19 protein-coding genes and 1 riboswitch are annotated in these 17,733 nt (G+C 62.4%); of the genes, 11 read left to right on the top strand and 8 right to left on the bottom strand.

Features of this window, described 5'->3' with window-relative positions; genetic code table 11:
* Positions 1-25: 25 nt before the first annotated feature.
* Positions 26-676: a TetR/AcrR family transcriptional regulator gene (locus JOD78_RS03945; protein ID WP_280920959.1), complete on the top strand. Its 651-nt coding sequence runs from the start codon at positions 26-28 to the stop codon at positions 674-676.
* Positions 677-1,093: 417 nt separating this feature from the next.
* On the top strand, positions 1,094-1,432 hold the full coding sequence (locus JOD78_RS03940; RefSeq protein ID WP_245201974.1) for a hypothetical protein: 339 nt from the start codon (positions 1,094-1,096) through the stop codon (positions 1,430-1,432).
* A 20-nt stretch (positions 1,433-1,452) separates the two neighbouring features.
* Here JOD78_RS03940 and JOD78_RS03935 read toward each other — a convergent pair whose 3' ends face one another.
* Genes JOD78_RS03935 through JOD78_RS03920 form a run of 4 tightly spaced genes read right to left on the bottom strand, consistent with a single transcriptional unit; the run spans position 1,453 to position 5,616 of the window.
* Positions 1,453-2,256, bottom strand: coding sequence for an endonuclease/exonuclease/phosphatase family protein (locus JOD78_RS03935; protein WP_204726451.1), 804 nt, complete (start codon positions 2,254-2,256; stop codon positions 1,453-1,455).
* Entirely contained in the window at positions 2,256-4,565 is a 2,310-nt protein-coding gene (locus JOD78_RS03930; protein ID WP_209569701.1) for a VTT domain-containing protein, read from the bottom strand. The genes JOD78_RS03935 and JOD78_RS03930 overlap by 1 nt, the downstream gene beginning before the upstream one ends.
* Before the next feature lie 51 nt (positions 4,566-4,616).
* Positions 4,617-4,796, bottom strand: a complete 180-nt coding sequence (locus tag JOD78_RS03925) for a hypothetical protein (RefSeq protein WP_245202077.1) — start codon at positions 4,794-4,796, stop codon at positions 4,617-4,619.
* Positions 4,797-4,830: 34 nt separating this feature from the next.
* Positions 4,831-5,616 (bottom strand): SDR family oxidoreductase, encoded by a 786-nt coding sequence (locus JOD78_RS03920; RefSeq protein WP_209569702.1) that lies wholly within the window; start codon positions 5,614-5,616, stop codon positions 4,831-4,833.
* Positions 5,617-5,964: 348 nt separating this feature from the next.
* Here JOD78_RS03920 and JOD78_RS03915 point away from each other — a divergent pair, with 348 nt between their 5' ends.
* The 5 genes from JOD78_RS03915 to JOD78_RS03895 all read left to right on the top strand — a co-directional run bounded on the left by JOD78_RS03915 (position 5,965) and on the right by JOD78_RS03895 (position 11,212).
* Positions 5,965-8,397: an ATP-binding protein gene (locus JOD78_RS03915; protein WP_209569704.1), complete on the top strand. Its 2,433-nt coding sequence runs from the start codon at positions 5,965-5,967 to the stop codon at positions 8,395-8,397.
* 51 nt (positions 8,398-8,448) lie between these two features.
* Entirely contained in the window at positions 8,449-9,174 is a 726-nt protein-coding gene (locus JOD78_RS03910; RefSeq protein WP_039787064.1) for a methyl-accepting chemotaxis protein, read from the top strand.
* On the top strand, positions 9,171-9,779 hold the full coding sequence (locus tag JOD78_RS03905) for a hypothetical protein (protein WP_204726445.1): 609 nt from the start codon (positions 9,171-9,173) through the stop codon (positions 9,777-9,779). Before JOD78_RS03910 ends, JOD78_RS03905 begins: the two co-directional genes overlap by 4 nt.
* 31 nt (positions 9,780-9,810) lie before the next feature.
* The gene (locus tag JOD78_RS03900; RefSeq protein WP_209569706.1) at positions 9,811-10,767 is read left to right on the top strand and encodes a chemotaxis protein CheX; all 957 of its coding nucleotides are present in this window, start codon (positions 9,811-9,813) and stop codon (positions 10,765-10,767) included.
* 76 nt (positions 10,768-10,843) lie between these two features.
* Positions 10,844-11,212, top strand: a complete 369-nt coding sequence (locus JOD78_RS03895; protein ID WP_039787057.1) for a response regulator — start codon at positions 10,844-10,846, stop codon at positions 11,210-11,212.
* Positions 11,213-11,259: 47 nt separating this feature from the next.
* Here JOD78_RS03895 and JOD78_RS03890 read toward each other — a convergent pair whose 3' ends face one another.
* Entirely contained in the window at positions 11,260-12,126 is an 867-nt protein-coding gene (locus tag JOD78_RS03890; protein ID WP_209569708.1) for a DUF296 domain-containing protein, read from the bottom strand.
* A 233-nt stretch (positions 12,127-12,359) separates the two neighbouring features.
* On the opposite strand from JOD78_RS03890, the gene JOD78_RS03885 reads away from it, so the two are divergent.
* Both JOD78_RS03885 and JOD78_RS03880 read left to right on the top strand, forming a co-directional pair.
* On the top strand, positions 12,360-12,614 hold the full coding sequence (locus JOD78_RS03885) for a type II toxin-antitoxin system RelE/ParE family toxin (protein WP_209569710.1): 255 nt from the start codon (positions 12,360-12,362) through the stop codon (positions 12,612-12,614).
* The gene (locus JOD78_RS03880) at positions 12,598-12,924 is read left to right on the top strand and encodes a helix-turn-helix transcriptional regulator (RefSeq protein WP_209535788.1); all 327 of its coding nucleotides are present in this window, start codon (positions 12,598-12,600) and stop codon (positions 12,922-12,924) included. The genes JOD78_RS03885 and JOD78_RS03880 overlap by 17 nt, the downstream gene beginning before the upstream one ends.
* Positions 12,925-13,059: 135 nt before the next feature.
* Here JOD78_RS03880 and JOD78_RS03875 read toward each other — a convergent pair whose 3' ends face one another.
* The 3 genes from JOD78_RS03875 to JOD78_RS03865 all read right to left on the bottom strand — a co-directional run bounded on the left by JOD78_RS03875 (position 13,060) and on the right by JOD78_RS03865 (position 15,823).
* Complete coding sequence (locus JOD78_RS03875; RefSeq protein WP_209569712.1) at positions 13,060-14,376, bottom strand: voltage-gated chloride channel family protein; 1,317 nt, start codon at positions 14,374-14,376, stop codon at positions 13,060-13,062.
* An 89-nt stretch (positions 14,377-14,465) separates the two neighbouring features.
* Positions 14,466-14,539, bottom strand: a riboswitch (Fluoride riboswitch).
* A gap of 65 nt (positions 14,540-14,604) precedes the next feature.
* Positions 14,605-15,429: a tetratricopeptide repeat protein gene (locus JOD78_RS03870; protein ID WP_209569714.1), complete on the bottom strand. Its 825-nt coding sequence runs from the start codon at positions 15,427-15,429 to the stop codon at positions 14,605-14,607.
* A gap of 19 nt (positions 15,430-15,448) precedes the next feature.
* On the bottom strand, positions 15,449-15,823 hold the full coding sequence (locus JOD78_RS03865) for a cupin domain-containing protein (protein WP_209569852.1): 375 nt from the start codon (positions 15,821-15,823) through the stop codon (positions 15,449-15,451).
* Between the two features lie 139 nt (positions 15,824-15,962).
* Here JOD78_RS03865 and JOD78_RS03860 point away from each other — a divergent pair, with 139 nt between their 5' ends.
* Both JOD78_RS03860 and queE read left to right on the top strand, forming a co-directional pair.
* Entirely contained in the window at positions 15,963-16,877 is a 915-nt protein-coding gene (locus tag JOD78_RS03860; RefSeq protein WP_209569716.1) for a DUF72 domain-containing protein, read from the top strand.
* 154 nt (positions 16,878-17,031) lie between these two features.
* The gene (queE, locus tag JOD78_RS03855; protein WP_209569718.1) at positions 17,032-17,667 is read left to right on the top strand and encodes a 7-carboxy-7-deazaguanine synthase; all 636 of its coding nucleotides are present in this window, start codon (positions 17,032-17,034) and stop codon (positions 17,665-17,667) included.
* The last annotated feature ends 66 nt before the right edge of the window (positions 17,668-17,733 follow it).

Below are 17,733 nucleotides of genomic sequence, written 5' to 3'. Positions count from 1 at the left end.
ATGACGGAAAACATGCCTTTGTCATCTGGAGCACATCATTTCTCTCACCTTCATCTCCGATCCGGCCACCGGTCGCCGCAGGAATGCCGTCAGTCATGACGCCATCCTCGATGCCACTTATGTGATGCTCGAGGAGATCGGTTTCGACAAGCTCTCCCTGGAGGGCGTGGCGGCGCGCGCCGGCGTAGGCAAGGCCACCATCTACCGCTGGTGGCCCAACAAGAGCGCACTGGCCATGGAAGCCCTGCTGCGCGCGGTCGAACCCTTGCCGCCGCTGGGCGACAGCGGTTCGGCCCGCGACGACATCGAACAGCACATGCTGCAACTGTCCCAACTGTTGCGTGGCAAGTCCGGCCGGGTGGTGCGCGAGATGATCGCGCTGGCTCAGTTCGAGCCCGAGAGCCGCCGCATTTTCAACGACAACTACCTGGAGCCGCGCCGCCTGGCGCTGGTCAACGTGCTGCGCCGTGGCGCCCAGCGCGGCGAATTCCGGGAAGATGCCGACCTCAACCTGGTCTTCGACCTGCTGTACGCCCCCGTACTGCAGCGTCTGCTGACCGGCAGCGCCGACATCGACGAACGCCAGATCCAGTCCCAACTGAAACTGGTCCTGGGCAGCATTGCGCTGTCCCAACCCCTTTTGACGCCAAGTAAAATTTCGAGCCAACAAACGTAAATTTTATTGAGCAGTACCCCGATTGCACCTAGAATCCGAGACGAAACGTATCGTATTGGTTCTGGGCAAGTGAACTTTTGCGTCAAAAATCAGCGATTCCGGGCCACCGGGATACGCTGAGAGCGCCAGCAGACGGCGGCTTTCGACGACAAGAATCCATCTCTTCCTCCGCAGAGGGCGCGGAGGACAGCCCTCGGGAAATGCGAGCCACCTGTTCAGCGGGTGACCTGCTTCTTCCCATGCACCGGTGCAGGCCGGCGCAATTCCAGACGACGTTGATCCGAACAGACATTGCCAGCATCCCTCACGGGAGACTGGCGCATGGTTGCCGCCGCGCATTTGGGCGTCGTCACGACGGCGCGTGGGCAACCCAGGGGCAGACCACACATGCAACATATGCCAGTGCAAGGGGGAAATATGCACAGCAACGCTATGCAGTCATGCCGGGGCGGTGATGCTTCCGGCGATGGCCAGGAATTCTGCCGCCGCTATCGCAAGATGCGGCGCTGGTGTCTCACCGGCTTCGTCGGCATTCCGTTTTTGCTGGGATTTCTCTGGCTGCAGTTCGTCGCCGCGCGCAGCGGCGGCGAATTGTTCTATGCCGATCACGTCTGCGATTGCCGTGAGGCAGTCTCGATGTGGGTACGCGATTATGTATGGACGCAGATGATCTGGCTGCCCGGCAACATGCTGTTCCTGCTGATCTGGATCGCGTTGGCAGTCAAGCTGTGGAGCGGCAAGCGCAGCGCAGGCTGATCCTCCGCGTCATCAGCTGGTCAGCCATCGATATGGGCCACCAGCGGCAAATGGTCAGAGGCCACGCGTGACAGGGCGGTGCGGTGGACCTGCACCTGCAGCAGGCGTTGACGCGGGCTGATCCAGATGCGGTCCAGCGCAAACAGCGGCCAGCGAGATGGGAACGTGCGCGGCGCGGGTGCGGCCTCGAAGTGGGAAACCAGCCAGCGCAGGGCACGCCCCCACATGAACCATTCATTGACGTCGCCCATGAGGATCACCGGTGCCTGGTCGGTATCGAAGGCCTGCAGCAGCCGTTTGATCTGAGCACGCCGCTCAGCGGGCTTGAGCCCCAGATGGGTGGCGATCACGCGCAGCATGTGGCCGTGGCAATCGATATCCGCATCCAGTGCGCCACGCGGCTCGCGGCTGCCGAAGGACAAGTCGATGCTCTGTTTGGCCAGAATGGGGTAGCGGCTCAGGACGGCATTGCCATAGCGGCGTTCGGCACTCTCCATGGTCGGTCCCTCGACCGCGAAAAATCCAGTCTCTTTCCTCAGTAAGGACAGCACATCCGGCTGCGAGGAGCCGCCCAGAGGCACTTCCTGCAGGGCTACCACATCCGCATTGATTTCCTTGAGCACCTGGGCAATGCGCTGCGGGGAGAATACGCCATCGGTGCCGATCGCCCCATGGATGTTGTAAGTCGCCACGGTGAGCGGCCATGGGTCGAGGTTGCGCAAGGGCACATCGCCGGTGAGGACGAGTTCCGTATCGGAACGCGCCTCCGCCGTCGACGCCGGCTGGTGCTCGGCGGCACGATGGGACAGGCTACCGGAGCGCATCAGGCCTGCCTCGCCTCCACGCCATGCTCGGCGCTGACGCGCGCCATGTCCTCATCGCCCGGAGTGTGCGGCGCAGGGCTCTTGCGGGTGGACGGTGCGGACGATTTCGATTTCTTCCCGACGCGCGGCTTGAGCAGCTTCTGCAAGCCAAACGCCATCAACATCAGCGCGGCAGTCACGCCGACCAGAATCAGCACAGTCTGCAAACTCGGATGGCGAATGGCTTCGGCCAGATTGTGCGAGAACACCACCGTCAACGCGATACCCGGGGCCATGCCGATCAGGGTGCCCAGCAGGTAATCGCGCAAGCCAAGGTGCGACGCACCCGCCACCACGTTGACGACCGTGAAGGGCGCAATCGGCAGCAGCCGCACCACGGCCATGGCAGCGATGCCGCGCTGGGCAAAGCGTCGGCTCAGGTTGTTGATGCGTGGACCCAGCATGTCGCGCAGCGCGTCATGCCCCAGCCAATGGCCCAAGCCGAAGCCGAGCAGGGCGCTCAAGCCCACGCCCGCCGTGGCATACAGGCCGCCATTCACCGGCCCGAACACCACCCCCGCGACCGCGATCAGCACCGTGATGGGTACCATCAGCATGCCCGCCACCACGAAGGCCGCAATCACGATGGCCGGCGTGAAGGGCATCTGGTCGACGCTGCGCGCCAGCGCAATCAGCGAGCTCAGATTGATCCATTCGCGCAGCGGCGTGAAGCGCCATGCCAATGCAAAGACCACCAGCGCCACGGCCAGCACGCCCAGGCCGATCATGCGGCGCGGGACCGGCTTTCTGGCACTGTGCGGCACATAAGCATCGACGATTTCATCGGGACTGATGGGGCGTTCCGGATCGAAGACGGCATTGTCCTGGGTCAAGGCATCCAGCTCGGGGATGAGGCGCGGATCCATGGGGCGCAGTTCGCGCCGTTCTGCCTTGCGCAAGCGGGTGATGGCGCCATGCAGGCTCTGTTCCTGCTGAAGGGCGGCTTGCACATCGGCAGGTGCGACGCCCAGATGCTCGGCCAGCAGGCGGTTGCGCATGAGCGCGATGGCCGCGCGGATTTCGTCCTGCTTGGCGGCATCGCCCTGCAATTCGATGGTCAGGTTGCATTCGGTGTCGAAGGCCATGGAGCGATTGCTCATGTTGGCCGAGCCGACCGAGAACAGCCGGTCATCCATGCTGAAGACCTTGCTGTGGACGTTCAGGCAGCAGCCATCTTCCAGGCCGGGCAGGTGCGGGCAATACATCTGGTAGCGCGTAGCGGCCTGCTCGCCCTGGTTTTCCAAGGCGCTTTTGAGACGGTGATGGATGCGGGCGCGCAGCGCGCCCATGGTAGCCTGCTCCAGCCAGCCGCTCTGGGTCTGCGGAGATATGACGGCCACTTCGGGGCCTTGCGGTTCGCGCAGGCGCGCGCCAATCGCTTCGGACAGCACGTTCGAGGTGAAGTACTGGTTTTCGAAGAACAGGTGATGCTGCGCGCCGGCGATGGCATCAAGATAGAGTTCGCGCACTTCAAACACCCCCGGACGTTCTTCATAGGCAGGTTCGGTGCGCGAGATGCCGACCCGCAGATCGCACACATCGGGCTCGAAACCCTGAGGCCAAGGATCACCGGCAGGCATGCTGGTGGTTTGTGTCAGCGCAGTACGGCGTTCGGCGTAGCCGGCCAGGCTCCAGCGCCGACGCGCCAGTTCGCCCAAGGCACGGGCGACATCGCCATCGACCATGGCCTGCACGTCATGGAAAGGGGCGTAAGGCTTGTCGTCGGGATCGCGACGCAGCGGGTTCTCTGGCAGATGTTCCGGCGTATCCCAGCGGCAGCGGGTCAGGTCGAGGCCGCCCACGAACGCCAGCTTGTCATCGATCACCACAATCTTCTGATGATGCGAAGCGCCGACCGGATGGCGCGCATCGGTCCGGAAATGCAGACGCTTGTTACGCGCACGGCCCGGCTTGCGGGCAATCATCCATTCACGTTCGAGCGCGTAGAGCATGGCGTAGTCCCAATTCAGCACGCGGATGTGCAGATCGGGCTGGCGCTCGACCAGCGCATGCAGCAGGTCACCCAGCTGCGGCGGCAGGCCGTCGTCGGTGTCAGTGATATCGGGTACCAGGACGGTACGGCTGTCGATATCCCAGCCGAGAATGAAGACGCTGCGCCGGGCGTTGATCAGGGCCATGCGCAAGGCGCGGAAATAATCGGCGGCGTCGATGAGCAGCTTGAAACGCTGCGCATGTTCCACCCGCCAGCAATTGCGGCCGGGCTGCAGCAGCCCCGCTGCGGGGGAGTCCTGGACAGGGGTGGACGACATCATGGCCTCCGGAGACACGTGACTTTTGTGATCGTTGTGGTGTGAATGGGATCAGGGCTTGCCAACAGACATCGGATGTTCATCCGTGTCGGTCGATTGCCGGGACGCATCCGTCGCGCCTTTGCTGCGCTCTTGCAGCGCCTGGTGCGGCAGAGGCTTGGGCTTGCGCTGGTCCATGCCGGTCTCGGTGGATTCCGTGGTTTCTTCGGGCAGGGGAATTTTGTCGCTCACGATGGGCTCCTCTTCACTTTCAATCACTTGTGGTTCATTGCGGCGGCTGGCCGTTGGAGGCGGTGACGCCACCGTCGACCGGCAGGTTCACACCGGTCACGAAGCCGGCATCAGGGCTGGCCAGGAAGGCGATCACGGAAGCAATCTCCACCGGGTCCGCACCGCGTCCGAGCGGAATGCGTTCGGCGAACTTGGCCAGCTGTTCCTGGTCCTCCGCCACATCGGCGGTCATGCCGGTGAAGGTGAGGCTGGGGCAGACTGCATTCACGCGCACGCCCTTGCGGCCGAAATCCAGGGCCATGGCGCGGGTGAGGTTGACGACGGCACCCTTGGATGTGTTGTAGGCCGCCAGATTCCAGTCGGCCCCCAGTCCCGAGACCGAGGCCACGTTGACGATGCAGCCGCGCGTCTTCTCCAGATGGGGCATGGCCTCGCGCGCCCCGTAGAACACGCCGTTGACGTTGGTGGCCTGGACGTGGTGCCAGTCTTCCGGGCTGACCTGGGTGATGTCGCCTTCGGCAAAAATGCCGGCGTCGCTGACCAGGACGTCGATGCGGCCAAAGCGTTCGATGGCGAAATCCACCATCTGGCGCACGTCTTCATGGTGCGACACATCGGTTTCACGCGCGGCGCTGCGCTCGGCCGGAAGGGAATCGAAGACCTTGGTCAGTGCGGCAGCATCGCGGTCGGCCAGCAATACCTTCGCGCCTTCGTCCGAAAAGCGGCGCGCAGTCGCTTCGCCGATGCCGGAGGCGGCCCCGGTAACGATGACGACCTTGTCCTTGAAACGTTGCAATTGGGAGGGATTGAGGCTGGGCATGCGGGCTCCTGTTCAACTGGTAAAGCAAATGGGTAAGCGTGATGGCAGCAGGGCGCAGGGGGCCATGCCGCCAAAAGCTTCACATTAGGCCCTTCCTCGGCGGCAGCCCATCGGACAGCTCCCCAAGCTGATGTAGGAAGATGCTGTCGCAGATCGCCCCTGGCAGGGCAAATGCGAGTCTCCGATAAACGCAAAAGTGTAATTTTTTGTTGTCATGGAGCAGTAATACTTCAGTGCAACAATGCGCCCCGCATCCAGACCGGCTGTTCATTCGTTCAGTTTCCAGGGAAGAAACTGAAGCAAATGACCAAACCTGCGCCGGTTCACCGCCACCTCAAGGGGAATTCCATGACCATCCGCATGCGTATCACGCTATTGGTGATACTTACCTTTGTCGCGATCGCCGGTATCGGTGGCTACGCGATGATGCAATCCCGCAGCAGCGCCGTGGAGGTGCGTTCGGTGACCGAGGGCGTGATGCCCAGCGTGCTGGCCTCGGCCGATCTCATGGGGCAGTTGAAGGATGTGCAGTTGGCCGCCATGGTGATGGTCAACGAGACCGACAATCAACTGGTCGCGCAGGAAAACGACAAGCTGGCCGAGAAGAAGGCCGTGCTGGAAAAGGCACTGGCCCTGCAGGCGCAGCAGGCTGAGGGCGTAGCGCAGCGCGGGCTGATCGAGCAGGCCAAGGAAAGCCTGGACAATTACTTCGGTGCCATCGATACCACCGCCAAGTTCAAGCTGGCCGGCAAGAACGAGATCGCGCAAGCGCAGTTCTTCGGCGGCGTGATGCAGTACCAGACCGAGCTGGAAGGCATCGTCAACACCCTGCGCATCGAGAAGAACCGCTTCAAGGACAACGCGATTGCTTCGCTGAACGGCAAGCTGGCACAGACCACCACCACCATCAGCATCGTCACCGTGGTGGCGGTATTGCTGCTGGGTGGCTTGGGCTTCCTGCTGTACCGCCAGATCACCGGACCGATCAGCCGCATGGCCGCCATGATGGGCGAGATCGCTACCAGCCAGGACTTCACCCGCCGCTTGCCGGTGCAGCGCATGGACGAAGTGGGCCATTCCATCGTCGCCTTCAATGGCATGGTCGAGAAGATCGAGGAAGCCTCGGCCCAGGTGCGCCAGAAAACTGCCGACATGCAGGCCATGTTGCAGAACATTCCGCAGGGCATTCTCACCATCGTCGATGGCAACAAGGTGCATCCGGAGTATTCGGCCTTCCTGGAAACGGTGTTCGATACCACCGACATCGCCGGCCGCGACGTGATGGAACTGGTCTTCTCCAACACCAATCTCGGCGCCGACACGCTCTCGCAGATCGATGCCATCGGCGGCGCCTGCATCGGCGAAAACGTGATGAACTTCAGCTTCAACGAACACCTGATGGTCGGCGAAATCGAAAAGACCATGGCCGACGGCAGCGTGAAGATCCTCGATCTCTCGTGGTCGCCCATCACCGATGAGCAGGACATGGTGATCCGCCTGATGCTGTGCGTGCGCGATGTGACCGAGCTGCGCCACCTGGCTGCCGAAGCCAACGAGCAGAAGCGCGAACTGGAAATGATTGGTGAAATCCTCGCCGTGGCCCCGGCCAAGTTTGCCGAATTCATCGTCAGCGCCCGCCGCTTCCTGGACGAGAACGAGCAGATCGTGCACCAGAACCCGCAGGCGACGGCCTTCGCCATCGCCAAGCTGTTCCGCAACATGCACACCATCAAGGGCAACGGCCGTACCTACGGCCTGCTGCACCTGGCCAACGTGGTCCACCACACCGAGCAGCATTATGACGACCTGCGCCATCAGGACAGCGGTGCCGTCTGGAACCAGGAACAGCTGCTGCTGCAACTGGCCCAGGTACGCGAGATCATCGACCGCTACGCCCGCATCAACGACGTCACGCTGGGCCGCGGTGCCAGCGCCAGTGCCGGCGGCGACCAGGTGCTGCCGGGCTACCAACGCCATGTCCTGACCATCGACCGCAAGCACATCCAGGAAAGCCTGCTGCGTCTGGAGAACGTCAATACCGCCAACCTGCACGAGCTGGTGGCCGTGCGCAACGACGTGCGCCGTACCCTGCGCCTGCTGGGCACCGAGACCATCGAGGAAGTACTGGCCCCGGTCATCGATTCGCTGCCGGCGCTGGCCAGCGACCTCGGCAAGTCGGCCCCGGTGGTGCAGATCGACGACAACGGCTACGTGGTCCACAGTTTTGCTTCGCCTCTGCTGCAGAACGTATTCATGCACCTGATCCGCAATGCGATGGATCACGGCCTGGAATCGGGCGAAGAGCGCCTGGCCAAAGGCAAGCCCGAAGCCGGCACCATCAAGCTGGAAATGGGCGTGATGGAAGACATGTTCCAGATGGCCCTGTCCGACGATGGCCGTGGCCTGGCCTTGCACAAGGTGCGCCAGATCGCTATCGAGAAGCAGCTCATCAGCGTGGACCAGGTACTCACCGATGCCGAGATCGCGCGCCTGATCCTGCAACCGGGCTTCTCCACACGCAGCGAAGTGACCGAGGTATCGGGACGCGGCGTGGGCATGGATGCAGTGCTGGACTTCGTCACCCGTGAACACGGCAAGATCGAGATCCGTTTCATGGATAGCGAAGAGGGCGCTGCCTTCCGTGCCTTCCAGATCATCGTGATGCTGCCGGAAAACGTGGCGGTAGAAGTCGATGGCATCGACGTGCCGTATCCGGTGGCGGGGCAGGAAATCGCAGCCCCGGCGGTGCTGCCGCCGGGCGGCGATGCGCAGGTCGCCTGATTCACCTGACGCGATCACGCAATCTCATCAAGACAGCAGGAATAGCACGCCATGTTTCAATCACTTCTTCTGGTGGCGTTGGGCGCTGCCCTGGCCGGCCTGCCGATGGCCGCGCTGTGGCTGCGCCAGAAGCGCCGCGCGCGCCAGCTGATTGATGCCGGTCAGCTGGAACGCGTGCGTGACCAGGCACAGGCCGCACTCGCCGAGCAACAGCAGCAATGGAGCGCGCACCAGCAACAGCTGGAACAGGATCGGCTGGCCGCGCAGCAGCATATGGCCGAGATGCGCCGCGAGAGCGAGGCCATGCTGGCGCGCCTGTCCAGCGAGCAGTCCGATCACGTGTCGCGCGTGCGCCAGAGTTGCGACGAGTCGCAGGACACCATCAGCAAGCTGCTGGGTCTGGTGCGCACCTTCGAGCGCTGGCATGACGACATGAACGAGCTGATCGCGCACAACCGCGAGATGCATCGCAAGAACGACGAGTTCGCGCTGATCGTGAATCAGGTCATCATCGTGGCCCTGAATGCGTCCATCGAAGCCGCGCGTGCCGGTGTGCATGGCCGTGGCTTTGCCGTGGTGGCGCAGGAAGTGCGCGATCTGGCGCAGCGGGCCGAGAAGCTTTCCAAGAGCTATCGCGCCAACCTGTACCAGAACGACCTGATCACCACCACCACCTTCCAGGACCTGCAGGCCGGCGGCAAGATGATCATGGGTGCCGTCATCGGCCTCGACCTGATCAACAAGAAGACCCGGCAAGCCCTGGCCGAAGCGGCATGAGCGCCAACGACATGGACGAGCTGCAGGCAGTAGCCGAGGTCGTGGCCGACGAGCGCATCAGCGCCAGCGCGCGCGACGGTTTCGATACGCTCCTGCAGCAGGCGCTGCGCAGCAGCCTGGTGCCGTCGGACGCCAGTGCGGAGATCTCGGTGGTGGAAGACATCGCCGCCCTCACCGGGAAGAAGATGGTGGTGCTGACCATCTCGTCTTATCTGTTCCGCCTGATGGTGATGTTCCACTTCACGCCGGACGCCGCCACTCGCGGCCACTTTGCGCGCCTGACGCGGGTGTCGGCCAGCGAGATGGGCGAGCAGGCCCTGATGGATGCGATTGCCGAATGCGGCAATCTTTGCTGCGGTATCTTCAATCGCGAACTGGGGCGCTTCTTCCCGCACCTGGGCATGTCCACGCCCAACGTGATCGATACCCAATGCGTGGCCTACCTGCAAAAACTCAACTGCGCGCACGTGCGGCATTTCGCCATCGACATGGCAGACACGCCGCGCCTGCACGTTTCGCTGGCCCTTTCCACTTACGATCGGCTGGACTTTGCCGTGGCACCGGGCGAAGAGGCCGATACCACGGGCGAGCTGGAACTGTTCTGACCATTCAACGATTCGGGGGAATCTCATCACCATGGAAGCCACTGCCAGCCTCGACAACGCCATCACCAGCAAGGTGTTGGTTCTGGACCGCGACGCCGACTGCTACGACACCATCAAATCCTTTTGCGAGCGCCACAACCTGGTTGGGCTGAAGGCGCATGAAGAACATGTGATGGCGGTCCTGCGCAGCAACGTCGACCTGGGCGGCATCATGCTCTCGGAAAGCCTGGCCGGACTGGGCGAGGGCGGGCAGGGCCTGGCGCGCCGCATCCGCGAGGTGCGGCCGGAGTTGCCGATCTTCCTGCGCCGCCGCCGGGAAGCTGCTGATGTCGAATTGTCCGAACGCGATAGTGAACTTTTCAGCGCCGTCTATCGCATCGAGCACATCGATGCGCTGGCACCAGCGGTGGCCTCGTCGATCTTCAGCCAGCAATACCCCAATGCACTGGTGCGCGGCATTGCCGAGATCAGCCGCATGGTGCTGGAGAGCCAGTTCCCCGGGATGCAGGTCGAGATCGAGCAGCCTTACCTGGTGCGCGACCGGATCATCTTCGGCGAAGTGTTTACGCTCATTCCGCTGGAGAGCAGCTGGTGCCGTGGCTACATGATGCTGCAGGCGGAACAGAAGACGCTGCAGGCACTGGCACCGGACGAATCGGGCGATTTCCGCCATCTCAACAATGCGCTGGGCGAACTGACCAACCTGATCTGGGGCTGGTTCAAGAACCGCTTCATCAACCAGAGCCAGCCCATTCATCAACTGAGCCAGGTGCCGATCATCATCAATCACCAGCATCGATACATTTCCTTCGGTTCGGAGGATGCGCAGCTGTGCTTCAAGTACTTGCTGCGCCGGAATGACGGCGCTGCGCCGCTGGTGCTGTTGCAGCGCTTCATCTTCAACCTGTCATGGTCGCCGGAGGATTTCACCGAGAACCAGACTTCGGTGGAAGAGCTGTTCGAATCCGGCGAGCTGGAACTGTTCTGAGGCCGGGGCAGCACCCCGGCATTGATTTACCTTCCCCTCAAGCAATTACGCAAATCAAGCAAAGAGAGAATTCAAGATGGCACAAATCCTGGTAGTGGACGATTCGAGCACCGTGCGCGCCGAAGTCGGTGACTTCCTCAAGAAGAATGGCCTGGACGTGGCCCTGGCCGTGGATGGCCGCGATGGCCTGGCCAAGCTCAAGAGCGACCCGGCCATCAAGCTGGTGGTCTCCGACGTGAACATGCCCAACATGGATGGCCTGACCATGGCCGAGAAGATCCGCAGCGAACTGGGCAATGCCACTGTGAACATCATCATGCTCACTACCGAGAATTCCCCCATCATGAAGGAACGCGGCAAGGCGGCCGGCATCAAGGGATGGATCGTCAAGCCCTTCAAGGGGGAGGCGGTGTTGCCGACGTTCAAGAAGCTGGTGGGTGTCTAAACCTCGCTGAGCTAGTCACAAAGCCGGCCTTCATGATGAGGTCGGCTTTATTTTTCTTCCAGCACCAGCTCAAAGCAAATCAAGACGGGATTGCAACCGCGCGCCAGTACGCCCTCATAGACCTGACCTCGGGGATTGATGAGGCCGATGTCCAAGCGTCCCCTTCCATCGCGCACTTCGCCCGAGCGGACCAGGATTTCAGTGGCACGGTCTTCCAGCACGCGCCCGTCTTCAAATTCCGCCCCGATGATGCTGCCCACGCTGCCGCGCACGACGGCATCGCGCATGCCGTGCTCTGCGCAGGCCTGTTCGACGGCGATGGTCAGATCCTGGTCGGGGCGGATGCGTGCCAGTACTACGCGTTTTCCACTCGCTGACAGGGGCTGATCGCTCAGCCGGGTAGGGTAGAACAGGGTGAAATTGGTCTCCGGATCGTAGCGAGTCGCCATGGTGGTGTCGTGCAGGCCCCAGGCTTGCGCGGGCGTATTGGCACCGACCACGGTTTTTTCCATCATCAGGTGACCGCCCTGGCGCTGGCCGTCGCGTCCGAGCCAGATGGCGTGACAGTGCACGAAAGGCTCACCATCCTTGCGTCCGACGGTCGCGCAGGCGTATTCGATCACCGTTCCTTCTTCCATCGCCTGTGGCGCGCTGTAGAAAGCGGCGTGTTGGTCATCCACCGCCAGTGCAGGCATGAGGAAGTGAAGGAGGGAGACAGGGAGATTGGCGAAGCGCACGGTACCGCCATCCAGGCCCGCACGTGACAGTGGAATGCTGATGGCGTCACGCAGGTTCATGCCGGCTTCGAGGGTGAAGTTGAGATGCATCGCCGGACCGGCCAGTGCAACGATGCGCTGCGGATCAGGCGGGCCGGGGTGGCGGACGGTGCGGGCGAAGGCGGGTGCGGCTGGCATGCGGTCTCCTTGGCAGCTGGGCTGCGGGCGGTGTGGCTTTGAGGGGCCATCTGAGCTGGTCGAGTTCGGGGATTATCGCGCGTTCGGTGACGTGATGCCGGTGAATGTTTTTAATCTGTCAGCATGCAGATGAAGTGGGCAGCGGCACCCCCTGAACCAAAATTTGACGAGTTTCGTCAAGGAAAAATAGCCAAATTATTCGTAAAGTGATATTTTGGCTATATTCGGTAATCATGAACGTGATTACTTGGACCCCTAGAGCAGCCAAACAATTGCGCAAGCTGGACGCGCACATCCGCACGCCTATTTACAGCGCGATCCAGGAGCTTGTTGAGATGCCGGGCTGCCACAACGTCAAACGCCTGATGAATCACGAATACGGCTATCGCCTGAGAGTGGGCCAATATCGCGTGTTGTTTGACTGGACGGTCGAGATCCGGATCGTGGAAATCCAGGAAGTGAGAAAACGTGATGAACGTACCTACTGACATTCAGATGATCAAGGGCGCGGACGGCAAACCGGCGTTTGCCGTACTGCCCTACGCGCAATTCCTCGCGCTGTGCGGACAGGAGCGCAAGCTCATACCCAACGAGGTAGTGGGAGCCACGGTTGAGGGCGCAACGCCAGCGCGCGCGTGGCGGGAATATCTTGGTTTGACGCAGACCGAAGTGGCCGCGCGGATGGGAGTCGCCCAGCCAACTTACGCAAAACATGAGAAGAGCCTCAGCCCAAGGCCAGCAACGCTGGTCCGTATTGCGTCAGCGCTGGGCATCACCTTGGAGCAGCTGGACTTCTGACCGGGGCCGCATCAGAAATCGGCATTGGTGCGGACACTTGTGCGGACACCTCTGGTTCGGGCAGCAGTACAGTTTGGGCTGATAACCATTACAGTCCCGATACAGCTTGCTGTACGGTTCTGGTTTGACCTGGCATCACTTCTCGCGAGCGTGCTCCGACTCCCGCTCCACGCGACGCCGCGCTCTGTAGGCGCCAATCTCGCCGATCTTCAAGCCTTCCGGCAGCGACAGAACCTTCCCCTGTCCCACGCGTTGCGCGTGATAGATGCCGGTATGTCCGGAGAACAGATAGGCCACCACGCAAGCCAGCGCCGCAAACGGACCGATCTCCGGCCCGAACAATTCGACGGCCATGATGGTGGAGGCAATCGGCGTATTGGCCGCGCCCGCAAAGACCGCCACGAAGCCGATCCCGGCCAGCATCGAAAACGGCAGATGCAGCAGGGGTGCCAGCGCATTGCCCACTGTCGCGCCGATGTAGAAGAGCGGTGTGACTTCGCCGCCCTTGAAACCGGTGCCCAGCGAGGTCACCGTGAACACCATCTTGCCCAGGAAATCCCAAGGGGCCAGCGGCTGCTGGAAGGCTTCCACGATCACCGGGATGCCGAGACCGATGTAGCGTTGCGTACCCAGCGCCCACACGGCTACCGCAACGATGGCACCGCCGATGAAGGGCCGCAGCGGCGCATAGCTGACGTGGCGCTTCATGAAGGCCGACAGCCGGTGCGTGCTGTTGGCAAACACCATACCGACCAGCCCGAAGACCACACCGGCTGCGATCACCGCCGCCACGCTCCACAGCGCGACCGGTACCACGCTGCCCATGTGGTAGTGGGTGTGATGCACGCCCCAGGCCAGCCCGACCTGATCGGCCGCGATGGCCGCCACGAAGCAGGGCAGGATGGCGTCATAGCGCATGCGGCCGATGGCCAGCACTTCCAGTCCGAACAATGCACCGGCCATCGGCGTGCCGAAGACCGACGCAAATCCGGCGCTGATGCCGGCCATCAGGAGAATGCGCCGGTCTTCCGTGCGCAACCGCTGCACCGTGGTCAGCTGATCGGCGAGCGCGCCGCCCATCTGCACGGCCGTGCCTTCACGGCCCACGGAGGCGCCGAACAGGTGCGACATCACGGTGCCAAACAACACCAGCGGCGCCATCCGCAGCGGGATCACCTTTTTCGGATCGTGGATTTCATCGATCAGCAGATTGTTGCCGGCTTCCACCGGCTTGCCGGTCTTCAGGTACAGCCAGCCGACCGCAAAACCGCCCAGCGGCAGCAGCCAGATGATCCACGGATGGGTTTCACGCCAGTGCGTGGCGTAGTCCAGCGCGAAGAGGAAGAAGGCCGAGGCCGATCCGGCAAGGGCGGCGATCAGGCTGGCGATCAGACACCATTTGACGATGTAAGGCAGCAGGTGCAGCTGTTCGGGGAGTTTTTGATTTTTCATGTGACCAGAGTGCTGAATGAACATCCTGGCACACCGGGTAAGGAGCGCGCGAAGCAGAAAGGCGAACGCCTACAGCCCCGGATTGCCAGGTCACTGTAGGCATCATCAGCCCCAACAGGACGTTGGTGGCGGTTGAAGGAGGAATGCCATCTCCTTGACCCCGATAGTAGCAAGATTGAAGCTCATCGACAACGGTGCGTTGTCTGTTGCAGACAGTGCATAGGTCAATCATCCACGCAGGGCCGCTTCCAGGTCACGCAAGTGCAGCCACAGCCGGCCGCTGCTGCCTGCCGTGAGGGCGTGGGCGATGCGGCCGAACCACTGCGGCTGCAGCCGCAGCGCCGTGCGGAAGGCCTGCAGGGCATCGTCCATGCGATGTATCTCTTGCAGGGCCACACCCAGGTTGAGCGCGGCATCGGCATAGCCGGGACGCAGTTGCAGCGCGCGGGCAAAGGCGTCGACGGCGGCGGCACCTTCCTTCATATCCTGCAGCGTCAGACCGAGGTTGAACCAGGTCTCGGCTACCTCGGGACGCAGCCGGCACGCTTGTTCAAAGGCCTCACGGGCGGCGGGCAGCTCGCCCAGTTCACGCAGGGCGCTCCCCAGGTTGAGGACGGCTTCCATGGCTTGCGGCGCCAGCGCGACGGCCTGGCGCAAAGCCGCTACGGCCTCCGCATGCCGCCCCACTGCCGACAAACTGGTGCCGAGGTGGAAATGCGCCTGGCTCAGTTCAGGCTGATGTCGCGCAACTGCTTGGAAATAGTGGACCGCCGTGGCGGGATCGCCTTCGGCCAGCGCAATCCGGCCGGCCATGAGCAACGAGGGCACATGCTGCGGCCGAGGTGCCAGGCTCAGCAGGATATGTTGCCGCGCCTGCGCCAGCGCCTGCCGGTCCAGCGCCAGCATGGCCAGCAGCTGATGGGCCGCCGGATGCTGCGGCACCAGCGCCAGCAAGGCGTGGCAGGCTTGTTCGGCTTCTGCGGCACGTCCGGCATTGTAGTGCTGCAGGGCGTCGCCCATGATCTGGTCGGGAGCGGCTGGCGAGGCGGACATGGCGCGGGCAGGTGGTTGCTCAGCCAGCGGTGCGTTCGACGATGACGTAATGCTTGCGCACCGGTTCCAGCACTTCAAAGACGCCCTTGAATCCCGCCGGAATCACCATCGCATCGCCCGGACCCGCTTCGGCTGCATGGCCCTGTTCGTCGATGACGCGGCAGCGGCCTTCGAGGACGCAGAAATATTCATCTTTGTTGGGGGCGAAGGCGATGCGCCAGCTGCCCTTTTCGCAGGCCCAGATGCCGGCGTTCATTTCTCCGCTGGCATTGGTGAAGTGATTCCACGTGGTGCGCAGCGGATTGCCCTCCAGCCGGCGGTCTTCGCGTGGGTGGTCATATTCGGGTGCAGGGGAATTCAGGCGGAACTGGGTGATGGCAGGGGTGGCGGACATGGTGAAGAAGTGGACAGGCATGGTCAACGGCGAGGCCAGCAGTGTAACAGCAGCGGGCCCGCTACAGTCGCGCTGGCTGGCACCAAGCTGGATGCCTTTGGTCACATCCGGACAGGAGAATCTGAACGAGGAGAGCATCATGGGCAAGATATGGATCGGCATTTCCGGCTGGCGCTATGCGCCGTGGCGCGGCAGTTTCTATCCCGAGGGGTTGCGTCAGGACGACGAACTGCACTACGCCTCGCGGGTGCTGCCGAGCATCGAGCTCAACGGTTCCTTCTACGCCCTGCAGCGCCCCGAAAGCTACCAGCGCTGGTACGAAGACACGCCGCCCGGCTTCCTTTTCAGCCACAAGGGCAATCGCTTCATCACGCACACGCGCCGGCTGCAGGATATTGATGGCGCTCTGGCCAATGTCTTCGCCTCCGGCGTACTGAACCTGAAAGAAAAGCTCGGCCCCTTCCTGTGGCAATTCCCGCCCAGCTTCCGTTATGAGCCGGAGCCGCTGGAACACTTCCTGAGCCTGCTGCCGCACGATACCGAGGCGGCGCAGCGGCTGGCGCGTGCCCATGAGCCGCGCATGGAGGGCAGGGCGGCGCTGGATGTCGACCGCAAGCGCAAGCTGCGCCATGCCATGGAAATTCGTCATGACAGCTTCGTGGATGAATCCTTCATCAAGCTGCTGCGCAAATACAAGGTCGCGCTGGTCGTCGCCGATGCACCCAAGAAATGGCCTTATCAGGAGGACGTGACAGCCGATTTCATGTACCTGCGCCTGCATGGCGACAAGCGCTTGTACCAGAGCGGTTACAGCGATGAAGCCATCGACGCCTGGGCCGAGCGCATCCGGGCCTGGGCCAGCGGCGGTCAGCCGGAAGATGGGCCGCGCATCTCGGGGAGCGCGCCGCGCAAGCGGGCCAGCCGCGATATTTACTGTTATTTTGATAACGATATGAAGGTCAAGGCCCCCTTTGACGCGCCCCGCCTGATCGAACGCCTGGGCCTGAAGCTGGACTTGCCGCCTCCCGGCCGCATGCTCGATGAGGATCAATGAGGTGAACTGGCGCGAGGAGCGGCTATAATATCGCCCCTGATGCGGACAAAATGGGCTGCAATATCAGTGACTTAGTGAAGTTTGCTGAATTGCTGAAGCCCGCCGCGTGAATTCATCCCAATGCGGCCTTGCGCCTGCCTTTCGCCTTCATATCGTGACTTACAGCATCAAAGAAATCTTCTATACCTTGCAAGGCGAGGGCGCGCACGCCGGCCGTCCGGCGGTGTTCTGCCGCTTTTCGGGCTGCAACCTCTGGACAGGCCGCGAGGAAGACCGCGCCCGCGCCATCTGCCAGTTCTGCGATACCGATTTCGTCGGCACCGATGGCGAGAACGGCGGCAAGTTCAAGTCGGCGGCTGAGCTGGCCGACAAGATCAACAGCTTCTGGCCGGCCCGCCACGCGGCCAGCAAATACGTCGTCTTCACCGGCGGCGAGCCCCTGCTGCAACTGGATACGGCCCTGATCGAGGCCATGCATGCGGTCGGCTTTGAAGTCGCCATCGAGACCAATGGCACCATCGAGGTGCCGCAGGGCGTGGACTGGATCTGCGTGAGCCCCAAGATGGGTTCGGAACTCAAGGTCAAACGCGGCAGCGAACTCAAAGTGGTGGTGCCGCAGCCCGGCCAGCCGCTGGACGAGTATGAAAAGCTGGATTTCCAGCACTTCCTGCTGCAACCGATGGATGGCCTGCAGGCGGCCGCCAATACTCGGCTGGCCATCGAGATGGTCAAGAACAACCCCAAGTGGAAACTGAGCATCCAGACCCACAAGCTGCTCAATATCCCCTGACCGATTTTTTGCTTTTTTCTTCATGCGGCGCTGCGCCGCGTGATTACAATGGCTTTACCCGGCCTG

Origin of the sequence: Herbaspirillum sp. 1130 (assembly GCF_017833835.1) — a bacterium.
In the GTDB taxonomy this organism is placed as follows: Bacteria; Pseudomonadota; Gammaproteobacteria; order Burkholderiales; family Burkholderiaceae_D; genus Herbaspirillum; species Herbaspirillum huttiense.
Note: the sequence above shows the minus strand (reverse complement) of the source record. Positions and strands in the feature narration are given on the sequence as shown.

Bases quoted from the DNA above. Each gene is read 5' to 3' on its own strand.
- JOD78_RS03940 (WP_245201974.1), top strand. From the start codon at position 1,094: ATGCACAGCAACGCTATGCAGTCATGCCGGGGCGGTGATGCTTCCGGC.
- JOD78_RS03935 (WP_204726451.1), bottom strand. From the start codon at position 2,256: ATGCGCTCCGGTAGCCTGTCCCATCGTGCCGCCGAGCACCAGCCGGCG.
- JOD78_RS03930 (WP_209569701.1), bottom strand. From the start codon at position 4,565: ATGTCGTCCACCCCTGTCCAGGACTCCCCCGCAGCGGGGCTGCTGCAG.
- JOD78_RS03920 (WP_209569702.1), bottom strand. From the start codon at position 5,616: ATGCCCAGCCTCAATCCCTCCCAATTGCAACGTTTCAAGGACAAGGTC.
- JOD78_RS03915 (WP_209569704.1), top strand. From the start codon at position 5,965: ATGACCATCCGCATGCGTATCACGCTATTGGTGATACTTACCTTTGTC.
- JOD78_RS03910 (WP_039787064.1), top strand. From the start codon at position 8,449: ATGTTTCAATCACTTCTTCTGGTGGCGTTGGGCGCTGCCCTGGCCGGC.
- JOD78_RS03905 (WP_204726445.1), top strand. From the start codon at position 9,171: ATGAGCGCCAACGACATGGACGAGCTGCAGGCAGTAGCCGAGGTCGTG.
- JOD78_RS03900 (WP_209569706.1), top strand. From the start codon at position 9,811: ATGGAAGCCACTGCCAGCCTCGACAACGCCATCACCAGCAAGGTGTTG.
- JOD78_RS03895 (WP_039787057.1), top strand. From the start codon at position 10,844: ATGGCACAAATCCTGGTAGTGGACGATTCGAGCACCGTGCGCGCCGAA.
- JOD78_RS03890 (WP_209569708.1), bottom strand. From the start codon at position 12,126: ATGCCAGCCGCACCCGCCTTCGCCCGCACCGTCCGCCACCCCGGCCCG.
- JOD78_RS03885 (WP_209569710.1), top strand. From the start codon at position 12,360: ATGAACGTGATTACTTGGACCCCTAGAGCAGCCAAACAATTGCGCAAG.
- JOD78_RS03880 (WP_209535788.1), top strand. From the start codon at position 12,598: ATGAACGTACCTACTGACATTCAGATGATCAAGGGCGCGGACGGCAAA.
- JOD78_RS03875 (WP_209569712.1), bottom strand. From the start codon at position 14,376: ATGAAAAATCAAAAACTCCCCGAACAGCTGCACCTGCTGCCTTACATC.
- JOD78_RS03870 (WP_209569714.1), bottom strand. From the start codon at position 15,429: ATGTCCGCCTCGCCAGCCGCTCCCGACCAGATCATGGGCGACGCCCTG.
- JOD78_RS03865 (WP_209569852.1), bottom strand. From the start codon at position 15,823: ATGTCCGCCACCCCTGCCATCACCCAGTTCCGCCTGAATTCCCCTGCA.
- JOD78_RS03860 (WP_209569716.1), top strand. From the start codon at position 15,963: ATGGGCAAGATATGGATCGGCATTTCCGGCTGGCGCTATGCGCCGTGG.